The 12638-nt window shown below is 51.8% G+C and carries 11 protein-coding genes; 6 read left to right on the top strand and 5 right to left on the bottom strand.

Annotated elements, in window-relative coordinates:
* Nucleotides 1-264: 264 nt before the first annotated feature.
* Entirely contained in the window at nt 265-1059 is a 795-nt protein-coding gene (locus D0C16_RS14370) for a Crp/Fnr family transcriptional regulator (protein WP_151032989.1), read from the bottom strand.
* 115 nt (nt 1060-1174) lie between these two features.
* Nucleotides 1175-1468 (bottom strand): TfoX/Sxy family protein, encoded by a 294-nt coding sequence (locus D0C16_RS14365; protein ID WP_151032988.1) that lies wholly within the window; start codon nt 1466-1468, stop codon nt 1175-1177.
* Nucleotides 1469-1678: 210 nt separating this feature from the next.
* On the opposite strand from D0C16_RS14365, the gene D0C16_RS14360 reads away from it, so the two are divergent.
* The 4 genes from D0C16_RS14360 to cysE all read left to right on the top strand — a co-directional run bounded on the left by D0C16_RS14360 (nt 1679) and on the right by cysE (nt 5355).
* Complete coding sequence (locus D0C16_RS14360; protein ID WP_151032987.1) at nt 1679-2359, top strand: M15 family metallopeptidase; 681 nt, start codon at nt 1679-1681, stop codon at nt 2357-2359.
* Nucleotides 2359-3759, top strand: coding sequence for an MFS transporter (locus tag D0C16_RS14355; protein WP_151032986.1), 1401 nt, complete (start codon nt 2359-2361; stop codon nt 3757-3759). Before D0C16_RS14360 ends, D0C16_RS14355 begins: the two co-directional genes overlap by 1 nt.
* A 70-nt stretch (nt 3760-3829) precedes the next feature.
* Entirely contained in the window at nt 3830-4531 is a 702-nt protein-coding gene (locus tag D0C16_RS14350) for an HAD family phosphatase (protein ID WP_151032985.1), read from the top strand.
* Between the two features lie 11 nt (nt 4532-4542).
* Nucleotides 4543-5355 (top strand): serine O-acetyltransferase, encoded by an 813-nt coding sequence (gene cysE, locus D0C16_RS14345; protein ID WP_151032984.1) that lies wholly within the window; start codon nt 4543-4545, stop codon nt 5353-5355.
* 9 nt (nt 5356-5364) lie between these two features.
* Here cysE and D0C16_RS14340 read toward each other — a convergent pair whose 3' ends face one another.
* A complete protein-coding gene (locus D0C16_RS14340) occupies nt 5365-5634 on the bottom strand; it encodes a hypothetical protein (protein ID WP_151032983.1) in 270 nt (89 codons plus the stop codon).
* Between the two features lie 214 nt (nt 5635-5848).
* Here D0C16_RS14340 and D0C16_RS14335 point away from each other — a divergent pair, with 214 nt between their 5' ends.
* A complete protein-coding gene (locus D0C16_RS14335; RefSeq protein ID WP_151032982.1) occupies nt 5849-6610 on the top strand; it encodes a hypothetical protein in 762 nt (253 codons plus the stop codon).
* A gap of 33 nt (nt 6611-6643) precedes the next feature.
* Here D0C16_RS14335 and D0C16_RS24465 read toward each other — a convergent pair whose 3' ends face one another.
* Both D0C16_RS24465 and D0C16_RS14325 read right to left on the bottom strand, forming a co-directional pair.
* Nucleotides 6644-8587 (bottom strand): carbohydrate-binding protein, encoded by a 1944-nt coding sequence (locus tag D0C16_RS24465; protein WP_151032981.1) that lies wholly within the window; start codon nt 8585-8587, stop codon nt 6644-6646.
* An 82-nt stretch (nt 8588-8669) separates the two neighbouring features.
* Nucleotides 8670-10160: an RICIN domain-containing protein gene (locus D0C16_RS14325; RefSeq protein WP_225319044.1), complete on the bottom strand. Its 1491-nt coding sequence runs from the start codon at nt 10158-10160 to the stop codon at nt 8670-8672.
* Between the two features lie 294 nt (nt 10161-10454).
* On the opposite strand from D0C16_RS14325, the gene D0C16_RS14320 reads away from it, so the two are divergent.
* Nucleotides 10455-12629: an AsmA family protein gene (locus D0C16_RS14320; protein WP_151032979.1), complete on the top strand. Its 2175-nt coding sequence runs from the start codon at nt 10455-10457 to the stop codon at nt 12627-12629.
* Nucleotides 12630-12638: the final 9 nt, after the last annotated feature.

Raw genomic sequence — 12638 nt, 5'->3', positions numbered from 1 at the left:
GGGATTTCAATTGCGGGCGATGTTAAGAAAGGAAAAACTGCAGTCGCGTTTATAAAAATGGCCGCCTCAAGGGCGGCCCAAGCAACCGTGTTAGCCGAGAGACCTTCGGAGAGGAAAGCCCCAAGGGGGTGAGCAAACTCTTTAACCGACTTGCAGGGCGATTAAGGATACTACTCAACTGATTTGCAGTGAAACTGCATGCCAGTGAGTTAATAATAATATTTCTCATTTAAAAGTCAAATAATTTTTGAGAATTATTCTTATTTATGCTGTTTTGGGCGTCTTCAGTTGCAAAAGCTGGGTGTTCAGCTGATTAATTTTGGCGGCCATTTCTTCAATTAGACCAAGGCAAATCTGCGGCTGGTGTTCGATCAGGGTAATAAACTCTTCCTTGCGTACCGCCAGAACCGTGCAATCACTGGTAGCGATTACCGAGGCCATACGCGGTTGGCGGGTGAACACGGCCAGGGCTCCGAAAATTTCATTGGCGTGGATTTCTCCGACCGTAACACCATCGCAGACCGCGTCGGCGGCACCTTCAAGTAATGTGTAAACCTTATGTGCTGAGTCGCCTTGCTGGATGATGGTTTCTCCTGTGCGGTAATGCATAAATCCGGCTGCTGGCTGGAATTCGGCGCGCAGTTCCTGGGTGAACGCCAATTCGTACAGACTGAGGTTGCACAAAAGGTAATAGGCCCAATTACGCTGGCTTTTCAGGTCCGCATTGACGGCAGCCATCAGCGCATCGCGCTCGTAGGCGATCACAGTAATAGGTGCTTTGCAGGAAAATTGACCTTGCGGCAAATTGAGGGATCTCGGCAGGCCGAGCAAGTCCCCCTCTTCGAAATGCATTACCCGCTTGCCATTTAACACGTAATCCACTTGGCCTTCACTGACGCGCAACAGGCGAGTCGGGGGGATGTCGGCAAAGATGTCATCGCTGGCGGGAACCAGGAAGGTTTCTTCCGGGGATATTGCTGCACACAAAAGCTCGCTCAAGCCGCGCACTTTGGCGACCAGCTCAGACATAAGTTCGGACTGCTTAATGGGGAAATGCATAGGGCCTCTCGTCACTAAAATGGCGTCGATAACACGTTTTTTAGTGTAGCCTGTGCCGCCGGAAAATTTGCATTTCCCGTTTCGGCCTGTGAACCTGATGCCATTTTGGGGTGAATCAGGCAGTTGCCTGATTGTATCCACCCGTGTCTGGCAGTTCAGCTTCAAGTACCAGCTGGGCTTTCAGATCTGGAGCAAGATCATTCCAATGCACATCCAGCAGCGCCCCTTGCAAGGCGTAGAGCATGACTTTGGATACGTTGATGTCGCGGGCTTTGATTCGTCGATAAGCTTCGACAGCGCCCATTCGTTTGAGGTCGGCGTGGGTGTTAATCCCTATTGCACGCAGGATGTTTACCGATGCCATTCCAAGGTTCTTTAATTGCAATAACTCACTATGACAGGCGGTCATACTATGCAATCTCCATTTATTATTATCGGATGTTGTGTTTAAAATTTCCGTTTACAGTGCGGGCTTATCTTACATACTTGCATGTCTTGTGCAATACCTTTCTATCGAAACCGCTAAAAGTTAGGATCAATAGTTTCCGCTTTTTTTATATTTTGGCGCATTTCGGTACAGCTTTTTTTATTTATGGAATCTATTTGCTGGAGAATTTAGGTGATTGATCAGACAAAACGTCAATTGTTAGGGCTGGATGAAAACCTGTTAGTCAACGATCCGGAATTAAATTGCCGTCTTCACCCGGAAACTCTAGCAGCAGTTTTGGATTTGCGCGCGCGCGCGGCCAATTTTGGTTTAGATTTGCGAATTGCCAGCAGTTTTCGCAGCTTTGAGCGGCAGTTGCTGATCTGGAACAATAAGGCGTTGGGTCTTCGCCCGGTGTTGGATTCCAGCGGGGCCCCATTGGATATTCACTGCTTGACCGAGCGCGATAAAGTCTTCGCGATTTTGCGCTGGTCTGCTTTGCCGGGAGCATCGCGCCATCATTGGGGAACCGATTTGGATGTCTATGGCGCGGTGAATGTTAATCCGGATTATCAGGTTCAGCTCACTCTGGCGGAAACGCAGGAGGGTGGCCCTTTTGCGGATTTTCATCGCTGGTTAGATACTGAATTGCAGCAGCGGGGCACGCCATTTTATCGCCCTTACGCGCAGGATTGTGGCGGCATTGCCCCTGAGCCCTGGCATTTAAGTTACGCGCCTTTGGCAAAAAATTATGCACAGATATTTACCTGTGACATTTTGCGTGAGCAGCTCGAGCTGGCGCCGCTGCAACTAAAAGAAACTGTGTTGGCGCATCTGGACGAAATTTTCCAGCGCTTTATTTGTGTTAATTAATGATTCCGAGACTAACTACGTTGAGTGACTACTCCCCTTCAGGTTCGCCTGCTTCCGTATCGAAATCCGGCATTCGCGCCTGGATGTTATTCGATTGGGCCGCGCAGCCTTTTTTTACTGTGACTATCACGTTTATTTTCGGGCCTTATTTTGTGTCCCGGCTAGCGACTGATGCGGTTGCAGGGCAGGCTGCATGGGGTTATACGATCACTGTGGGAGGTATTTTAATTGCGTTGTTATCACCGATTTTAGGTGCAATTGCGGATGCAACTGGACGACGAAAACCCTGGATCGCGTTTTTTGCAGTTTTCAAAATAAGCGCCCTGTTATTGCTGTGGCAGGCAGCGCCAGGCTCACCGTTATGGCTGCCGATGCTGTGTATTATTCTGGCGATGGTTGCGGCGGAATTCTCAATTGTGTTTAACGATTCCATGATGCCGCGTTTAATTCCTGCACAGGATATTGGTCGCGTTTCCAATCTCGCATGGGGGTTGGGGTATGCGGGCGGTTTGATTGTTTTATTCAGTGTGCTGTTGTTGCTGGCTGGTAATCCGCAGACCGGAAAAACCCTCGCGGGAATAGCACCACTGTTTGGTTTGGATGCGAGTCAGGGGGAAGATGCGCGCATTACCGGCCCATTCGCCGCGATTTGGTATGCCATATTTATCTTGCCCATGTTTTTGCTGACGCCCGACGCCAGCAAGGGGGCGCCGATTCTGCAAGCAATCAGTAGTAGCGTGCGCGAATTACAAAATACCTTACGCGAACTAAAAGAGCGTCAAAGTTTGTTGCGCTTTTTAATTGCGCGCATGATTTATCAAGACGGAGTGAATGGATTGCTCGCATTAGGTGGAACATTCGCTGCGGGCATGTTTGCCTGGCAAACTATTGAAATGGGGGTGTATGGCATTTTGTTGTTGGTCGTTGCGATTGGTGGTTGCGCTTATGCGGGCAAATTGGATGCGCGTTGGGGGTCCAAAAAAGTAGTGCAATTAAGTTTGGTGTGTTTGATTGTGGCGACTGTTGGAATTATTTCTACTGGCCCGGGTTATACGCTGTTTGGTTTGATTCAGCTATCAACGCAGGATGGTAGTGGGCTGTTCGCTACGGCGGCTGAAAAGGCTTATATCGTGTTTGGTTTGTTGATCGGTGTGGCCTTCGGTCCTGTGCAGGCATCGTCGCGTTCTTACATGGCGCGCAGCGTAGATGTTGAAGAAGCGGGGAAATATTTCGGTATCTATGCACTCGCCGGACGCGCCACCTCATTTCTTGCACCTATGACGGTTGCCACGGTAACCACACTGACAGATTCGGCGCGCCTCGGTATGGTTGCCTTAATTGTTTTTTTGCTGGTTGGTTTTGTGTTGCTGCGGAAAGTTTCTTATCCGGCGCGCAGCTAGTTTTCTAAATGTTTAGTGGTAGAAAATTTTTTGGAAGTAACTTTTTCTCGGTAGCAATTTTGAGGTAGGCATGTTAGTAATTTTTGATTGCGATGGTGTGTTGGTTGACAGTGAAATTATCTCTGCGCAGGTGACCAGTGATTGCCTAAAAGAAATAGGCATTGAGATAAGTGCGGAGTATTTTTTGGAAACCTATCGCGGTAAATCGGTTGCCGATTGTATTCGCATGATTACCGAAGAATTATCGCAACAAGATTCTTGGAAATCCTTGACTGATGAACAAAAAGCACAGCAAGGGGCGAGTTTCTGGCGGCAGGTGCAATTGCAAACACTGGTGGTATGTGAGCAACAACTGGAGCCGATAAAGGGGATTATGCCGGTGCTGGATTATTTGCGTGATCAGCAAATTCCATTTTGTGTAGCCTCTAATGGCAAGCATGAAAAAATGCGTATGACGCTCGCCAAAACCGGCATCATGCCTTATGTACAGGGGCGTGTGTTTAGCTTTGAAGATGTCACTCGCGGTAAACCGGCCCCGGATTTATTTTTGCACGCGGCAAAAACATTGAATGTAACGCCGACGCAGTCCATAGTAGTAGAAGATTCGCTCACGGGAATTCAAGCAGCGTTGGCCGCTGGTATGCGCCCACTGGGGTATTGCCCACCGAATGCCAACGGCAGCGATAATATTTTGCTCGCTGAAATGCGCCGCTTGGGTGCTGAAGTGTTTTTTTCGATGGACGAGTTGATTCCGTTAATTTTGAAGCAATAGCCTGATCAAATATGCAGACCGCCCAACAAAATTTTGCCCATCTTGATGTGTGGCAGGAAATCCGCAATGAGGCTCAGCAGGCCAGTGCTACCGAGCCAGTGCTGGCGAGTTTTTATCACGCCAGTATTTTGAATCATCAATCTTTTGCGTCCGCAATTTCGTTTCACCTCGCGAACAAGCTGGACAGTCAGGCGCTGCCAGCGATGATGTTGCGCGAAGTGTTTGAAGAAGCAATGAGAGCGGACGCCGGTATTGAGGTTGCGATGCGCGCGGATATTCGCGCCCATCGCGAGCGTGACCCGGCCTGTAAATTCTTTTTCATGCCGTTCCTGTTTTTTAAGGGCTATCACGCGTTGCAATCCTGGCGCATTGCGCACTGGTTGTGGCTACAGGGGCGCAATGCGTTGGCGCTTTATTTTCAGAATCAAATATCTCAGGCTTTCGACGTGGACATCCACCCTAGGGCGCGTATTGGCAAGGGAATTATGATTGACCACGCTACCGGTGTAGTGATTGGTGAAACGGCGGTGATAGATGACGACGTATCCATGCTGCACAGCGTGACCTTGGGTGGGAGCGGCTGCCTGAAAACGGATCGTCACCCCAAAATTCGCCGTGGGGTTTTGATTGGTGTAGGCGCTAAAATCCTGGGCAATATTGAAGTGGGCGAGGGGGCGAAAATTGGTGCTGGCAGCGTGGTACTGGAGCCGGTGGCGCCGCACACAACAGTAGCCGGCGTGCCCGCCAAACTGGTTGGCAGGCCCAAAGGGGAATCACCGGCACTGGACATGGATCATCACCTTATTGAAGGTGATGACTGTTAAATCCAGCAATCAGGCGGTGCGCTTGCTTGGGAGGCTGCTGGTTTCATCGTCGCAGCCATCCAGTAACCACTTCAACACCGACTCGCGACTCTTGAGCATGGATTGATAGTGCTCAATCAGCATGGTGTTAGGGCGTGGGTGCGACTGCATGGCGCTGATTCGATCGGAAAGAAAAGCAATGTCTTGCTCGACCTTCACGCGCGCATTGCCATGCTGACTGAGGGCACCGTCAACCACCAGGCGATTGTCTTGCAGCTTCTTTTCAATGAACGGCAACATAAACACACTCCTTCGGGAATAGGCCATTCAAGTATGGAAGTGGCTTGAAGAAAACCCAAAGATTGAATGGTTACATCCTGAGCACTGCTTATTGCGTTTGATCGGCTTATAGCACCGAAAACCTGACTTTTTGCCAAGCGGTGCTATTATCAGATCTACATCACAGTTTTCATTACTGTTTTCGTCAGGGATCTGGCCCGATTTGGTTAACGTCATGAGCAATTCTGATTTCGATATTATCTTCCGCGGCGATATTGTTTTTGGCCATCAACTGTCTGAGGTGAAGGTAAAGCTGCAACAACTCTTTAAGGTCGATGCTGCCAAGATCGACGCCCTCTTTACCGGTCGTCCGGTTCCGCTCAAACGCAATTTGGATGAAGCTACGGCGAACAAGTACCGCGATGTGCTGTTGAAGGCGGGCGCGATGGTTGAGGTCTGCTCGAGCCATAAAAGCCCGGCCAATTCGCCCAGTAAACCTGCTGTGCCTGTTCGTAGCCAACCCATGGCGCCCATCGCACGAGTGGCTCCGGCCTATGCGGCCTGGACTTTGGCCCCGGTAGGGGCGGATTTGCTGCCTGCCAGTGAGCGCCCTGCGAAGCCTGCAGCGGTTGCTGTGGATACCAGTGGCCTGAGCTTGCGCCCGGCGGAGGGAAATCTGGTGGATACTGCGGAAGTGCGTCATGAGCGGGAGGCAGTTGTTATTGCCCCTGATCTGGGATTGGCAGCAATCGGCGAGGATCTGATTGGTGCCGATGAAAAGCTTGAATTGCCACTGGTAGAGATTGAACTGGAAGACTGGGGAATCGCAGATGCGGGCAGCGATTTGTTAAGTGCAGCGGAGCGGCCGGTGGTCGTGCCTGTCGCCGTGGCCAATAGCGATTTTGGGTTGGCGCCGGCGGGAAGTGATCTCGGCCAGCTCAGAGTAAGCGTCAAACCGGTTATCCCTGATATCAGCAAACTACGCCTTGCGGAGTAATCCGCAAGGCGTTTCATGCGCCCCTCCGTCGTATTAATTAATGGGGACGAACTTCCAGCGTGCACTCCACCAGCCCGGTTGAATTGTACCTGTCTGTAACCGGCCGTATTCCACGTGGATATATTGGGTTGGCTGTGCGCGGTTTTTCAAGCGATATTCCTCATTCCCCGCGCCTTCCAATTCCCAGTGGCTGTTGTTGTCCGTTTTACTGGCGCTAGCCGCAACCAGATTGCCATTGGCAATGGTCAGAACCTGTTCCGGTTTCCAGCGATTTACCAATCTAACAACCGCCGAGCCGCTGACGGGCTCCAATACCCAATGCGAACTCAAAGCATCCGCAGACAGGTTGGAGGCGACCGGGGCGCCGTTTTCGATATTAATGAACTGGCTGGTTTGCCAGACGTTTTGCAGGCGGAAAGTCCCGAGGTTGGTTGCTGCTTTTTCCAGCTTGATCCAGTTCAGGTTGAAATTGCCGCTTTTGATCGCCAGGGCGACATATTGCTCACCAGCTTGCAGATCGACTTCATGGCTAATCGTGGTCCACTTTTGCCAGTCACCCGTAACCGGTACCTGAATTTGGCCGTACACCGGAACTCCCCCCTGCTTTTCAAATTGGATCAGACCCTGGGTATTCAAACTGGCGACGCGGTAGGAAACCTGGTAGCGCCCGGCGGATGGAATATTGACTTTGTAGGCGAGCCATTCCCCGCTGGCAATCCAGCCGACGTTATGGCCGCCGCCAGTGTCGGTGGTTGCCTGAATATCAACATTATCCTGGCGATAGCGGCCGCCGGTGTTGCCTGCTGTGGTGTCGTAGTAGCCTGTGTAATCCTCCGCTTGCAGGGTGATGCTGGAGGCCGGTGTATCGGGGAAGGGGACCTTGTGGATCCGGTTAGCCGACATCTCTGCCGCGCGCTCGCGCCACTTACGCGCCATATCACTGTTTTGCGCATCGCCGAGCACATTACCTTGCTCATCTTTTATGAGGGGGGATGAGTAGTAGGCCAAATCGTTACCGCATTGGATCGTGCCGCGTCCCTCGCCAAGGGTATGCCCGAAGTGGTAGCCACTGCCGTCAGGGCAGTGGACACCCCCGACGTTGTGGCCAACCTCGTGGCGATAAGCAAAGGGCCAGGGGGCACCTATTACGTGAGTGTCGCCGCCCACGCCGGCCCAGCCACCTGCGCTACCGGGTGCGTCAGTAGGCATTTGTACCATGCCCACCAGATCCGGCGCGGTGCGCTCGATATCAGCCGCGAACCAGGTTTTAACATCGCTCAATACGGAGGTCACTACGCCGGGGTTATTCGGCGATGTCCCTGTACCTACCAAGCGCAAATACACGTTATCAACCTTACTGTTTTTCAATGCCGTGTTAACTTGTTGAATGTAGGACTGAGCTGTGGCCTCCAGATTGTTGCGGACATATTGGGAATTGGCCGCAGAAGTAGAAAAACCAATAAATACATCGACCACGTAACGCCCTGAGCCATCCTGCTCGCCCACCACCAGCGGAGCGACAGTAGTGCCGGCTTTTGCCGATTTGAGGTTACGGCTGGTTTTGGTATGGAGAATCTCATCCAGTGTTGCAGGCGGCGTTGATTTGCGCCATAGCCGCGTTGCATCGCCCTCCGGGTTGAAATCGAAGTGACCTTCGGTGGTTTCAGCGAAGGCTACTAATTCGCCCTTTTCAGGAGACAGAGTGACGATTAAATTGCGGTAATTAGTATCGGTGGCTGAGTAGGGGTCCAGTAATCGCGCTGTAACGATTTCTACCGAACCGCGCGTTTCGCGCTGTGTTACCTCAAAGCGCAAGCGTGTACCCGTTTCCAGCAGTATCTCGCCGTAATTTTGGGTTTTGAACTTGGTGTATTCAGCGCTAGCCGCGGGGGATTGAATGTGGGCGGTTTGTGCCTGGAGATTGGCGCCGAGCATTATCATGCCCAATGCGGACAAACGAAAAATGGATTTCAACATAGTGGTATTCCTTCAAATGATTTTATTTTTGGGAAAAGCGAGGGCCTACTCCGTGCAGAGTATTGGGCCCTCGCGATGGGAATTAACGTTTGGTCATGACGAAACGCTGCGCGTTGCCGCCGGTACACCACCACTGGTGTATTTTGGGGCCGATGCCCATGTCTACGTCCAGGCATTTGTTGGAGTGGGCGGCAACCAATTCGACTTCCAGCGGGTTCCAGGTGATGACCTTCATGGTCCAGACCTGGGCATTGGTGGCGTTGCAGTCCCATTGCTGGACAAGGGTGCCGTCTGTCGTGCCGGCTGCGGCTACATCCACACACTTGCCGCTGTTGAGTGCGCGAAGTTCCATCTTGTAACCCGTGAGGTCGGATAAAGTGAAGGTCTGGGCATCGGTGCCGTTACAGGTGTATACCTGCATTTTTGCCCCGTTGGCGGTACTGGCGCCGGTGACGTCCAGGCATTTGCCGCTGGCTTTATTTTTCAGTTCATAGGTACCGAAGCTGCCGATAAGCTTGGGGTGTTTCATTAAGCTATCGAATAGCGGACCGGTACCGCCCGCGTCAATACGCCAGTTAGCTTCACCCGGCTTATCGATATCAAACCAGTTGAAGGCACGCAACATAGGGTAGGCGCCGCTGGTCAACGCGCTGGCAAAATCCTTCAGCCATTGTTCTTTGTGGGCGCCCGGAGTAACCGCCATTTCACCAACCACAATCGGGCGACCAGTTGCGGCCAACTGGCTGTACCACTTATTCAGTTGCGTCGTGAATTTTCCACCTTCGCCTTCGCCGCCGTAAATATCAACTCCCACCCAGTCCATGTAGCCGGGCACATAGAGGTCCGCAAAAATGGCGCCTGTACCCCAGGGGCCTGCGTCTGTCCAGCACACGGAATCCGGCCATACCGAGGTGCCGAATTTCACGTTGGTGGCACCTACCGCGCGGAAACGATCTACTACGTATTTGTATGCGCTGCGAAAGCGCGCCCAGGTTTCGCCGTGTTTACAGGGCCCCCAGTCGTACCAGGGCGCATTGGCTTCGTGGAACAGGTCAATTAACACCGGCACCTTTTCGCCTTTCAGCCCATGGGCGATATTGTCGATGATGTCGTTGTGTTTGCCGTCCAGAATTTCCTTGATGATGTTGCGATCAACCCGCTGGTTACTTGCATCCCAACGCCACCAGCATTTGCTGTTGTCGTGGCGCGCCAGCTCGCCATGGAATTCCAGGTTGATGTAGGGCACACGGCCCTGGGCTTTGATCTTGCTGATTTCGTCTTTCCAGAGGTGGTACCAGTTTTTGCTGCCATCCGGGCGAAAGACTTCGGGGAAAATCTTGCCGAAGTAGGGCGCGGCATTGCCGTACCACTGTTTGTTATCCGCCCATTCCCAATCAGCGGTGATCTTGTCGCCGCAGGGATTGGCTTCGGTCCAGTCGCGATCAACAAAGGCGCCCATTAATACGCGGTCTCCCGCAGGGGTTCCGTTCGCCTGGGCGGGCGTGTGGGCGATGCTTAGCAGGCTAAGTGCAATCATGCTGGCCTTTAGCCAGCGGGACAGGGGGTTGTTCATAGGGGGCACCGTATTATCAATTATGTGGTGGTTATTTCAGAAGTGGCCGGCAGGGTAGCCCAGCAGCGTCACCAGCATTGGCCTTTGGCGTAAGGCGCGCACCCCATTTGCGGCATTGGCCCAAAGTGGCAGTGTGTGTGCCGCGTTCGAGTAAAAGTGGTACCCGGCAAACCCGAACGCCTTGAGATTTACTGCCTGGGTTTTGTGATCCCTGTCGGGTTTTGGCTGGCTGCTGGGGCACTTTGGCCCTAGACTCGCCTCTAATAAGCGAATGCTGCACAGAGGATGTTGTTCATGAAGATGCTATTTAAAAGTCTGGCGGTGATCCTGGGATTGATCCTGATGGCGATGCTGGCATTGGTCTTTCTGGTAGACGCCAACCGGTTCAAGCCGCGCATCGAAGCCCTCGCGAAAGACCAGGGGGTTGCTCTGCACATCGGGGGGGATCTGGGCTGGGCCCTCTGGCCGAGTTTGGGGGTGGATGTAAACCAGGTAAGCCTTGCCGCGCTGGATAATCCCACGGCGCCAATTGCCGAGCTACAACAGGCGAGTTTGCTACTCAAACTAATGCCGCTATTAAGTGGGGATTTTCAGGTTGACCATATTGTGTTGGATGGCTTGCAGCTCAAGCTAATACGTGATCAAACCGGCAAGGGCAACTGGGAAGCCTTTACCAGCGGGAACCACATCGCAAATTCAGCAGTTAAAACGCCGGCGGCTGAACCTTCCGCTGAGTCCGAATTAAAGCTTGATATACAGCAGCTTTCGCTGGCCAATACGAGGGTGGATTATCAGGACGCCCAACGCGGGCAATCACTGAGTCTGCGCGACCTTAATCTGACCTTGGCAGGAGTAAATACCCGCAATGAACCCTTTGCGTTGGAAGCAGGTTTTTCACTGGATGAAACGCAATCAAGTGGCGAGAAGCTGGCGCTTATCGGGCAACTCAAAGCGCAATTGAGCGTCGACAAGGCACTGAATAATCTCGCGCTCAGTGATGGGCGATTACAGCTGAACCTGAGTACCAGCGACAAAGCCAGTGTTGCGCTCACTTACGCCGCCACCATCAAAGAATTGCAACAAGGACCTACTTATCAGGGGCAGCTCACGCTTAAGGAGACCAACGTGCGCCAGCTGCTGGCAGCGTTGGGCGTCCACCTGGAAACTGCCGGCGGGGCGGCGTTGACCAAGCTGGCCCTGTCCACCAATTTCACGGGTGATAGCGATAAGCTAAAACTGGATAACCTGGAATTATTGGTCGATGACACAGCGTTGAAAGGCACGGCATCGGTCACGCATTTTGCTACGCCGTCAATCAAGGCTTCGCTGATCGGTGAGGAGCTGAATTTGGATGATTACTTGTCTCCGCGCCGTGAAACTAAGGAAGTAACAGCAGCGCCGGCAACAGATACGCCCTTTCCATTGGAATCACTGCGTACACTCAATCTCAATGTAAAACTGGCATTGCAGAAATTGATTGTGAATCAATTGGACTTGCAGAATTTGGAAATTAAATTGCTCGCCAAAAACGGCATGCTGGAAAGCAATGTTAATGCGCTCGCATACTCCGGCAAGATTAGCGCTAAAAGCCAATTGGATGCGCGCGGACAACTCGCGCAATTGCAATTCGATGCTGGTGTGGAAGGGCTGGAGTTAGCACCGCTGCTGAAAGATATGAAAGTGGATTCAAAGTTCGGTTTACAGGGCGCGATACAAGCGCGCGCACTGGGTGGTAGCCAGGGTAATTCTACTTCCGCGCTAATTAAAGCGTTGCGCGCGAATGCTAATTTTTCTGGCGCCCAGGTGCGTGCATCGCCGATTAATCTTGAACAGCAATTTTGTAAAATGGTGAATCTGGTTAATCAGGTGGATGACCCGGTGCAGGCATGGAATGAGTACACCGAAATGAATGAGTTGTCGGGTAGTGTTAAATGGCGCGATCAAATTATTACTATCGATACCTTCAAAGCCGGCGTAGAAAAATTGCAATTGAGTTCAACGGGTAAAATTAATCTGGCCAATGATCAGTACGATGTTTTGTTACCGTTCAAATTATTAAAAGATAAAACCGATACAGTGACCGCCGAACAGGTCGCGGTAGCCACCAGTGTAAATGGTTGCAGTGTCGGCAGTTATTACTGGGTGGAGCGCGGGCTGGAATTATTGCGTTGCAAAGGTAGTTTGGCGGACATTAATCCGCTCAGCGATTGCCGTCCGGATAAAGCATTGCTGGTGGAGTTAACCAAGGATTACGCTGTATATAAACTCAAGGAAAAACACGGTGCGAAACTTGACGCGAAAAAACTAGAGTTAAAAGAAAAGGTGGAAGCAAAGAAAAATCAATTGCTTGAAAAGTTACAGAAAAAACTCAATAAAGGTGCAGTGTCATCTGTGAGCGCCACGTCAGCGGCGGTGTCTTCTGCTGTTAGCGAGCCAGCGGCATTAAGTGAATCTTCGGTAGCACCCTAATGGGCAGGG

This window comes from Cellvibrio sp. KY-GH-1 (assembly GCF_008806975.1).
Lineage (GTDB): Bacteria > Pseudomonadota > Gammaproteobacteria > Pseudomonadales > Cellvibrionaceae > Cellvibrio.
The sequence above is the reverse complement of the archived record's forward strand: the minus strand, read 5'-3'. Positions and strand labels throughout refer to the sequence as shown.

Bases quoted from the DNA above. Each gene is read 5' to 3' on its own strand.
- D0C16_RS14370 (WP_151032989.1), bottom strand. From the start codon at position 1,059: ATGCATTTCCCCATTAAGCAGTCCGAACTTATGTCTGAGCTGGTCGCC.
- D0C16_RS14365 (WP_151032988.1), bottom strand. From the start codon at position 1,468: ATGACCGCCTGTCATAGTGAGTTATTGCAATTAAAGAACCTTGGAATG.
- D0C16_RS14355 (WP_151032986.1), top strand. From the start codon at position 2,359: ATGATTCCGAGACTAACTACGTTGAGTGACTACTCCCCTTCAGGTTCG.
- D0C16_RS14350 (WP_151032985.1), top strand. From the start codon at position 3,830: ATGTTAGTAATTTTTGATTGCGATGGTGTGTTGGTTGACAGTGAAATT.
- cysE (WP_151032984.1), top strand. From the start codon at position 4,543: ATGCAGACCGCCCAACAAAATTTTGCCCATCTTGATGTGTGGCAGGAA.
- D0C16_RS14340 (WP_151032983.1), bottom strand. From the start codon at position 5,634: ATGTTGCCGTTCATTGAAAAGAAGCTGCAAGACAATCGCCTGGTGGTT.
- D0C16_RS14335 (WP_151032982.1), top strand. From the start codon at position 5,849: ATGAGCAATTCTGATTTCGATATTATCTTCCGCGGCGATATTGTTTTT.
- D0C16_RS24465 (WP_151032981.1), bottom strand. From the start codon at position 8,587: ATGTTGAAATCCATTTTTCGTTTGTCCGCATTGGGCATGATAATGCTC.
- D0C16_RS14325 (WP_225319044.1), bottom strand. From the start codon at position 10,160: ATGAACAACCCCCTGTCCCGCTGGCTAAAGGCCAGCATGATTGCACTT.
- D0C16_RS14320 (WP_151032979.1), top strand. From the start codon at position 10,455: ATGAAGATGCTATTTAAAAGTCTGGCGGTGATCCTGGGATTGATCCTG.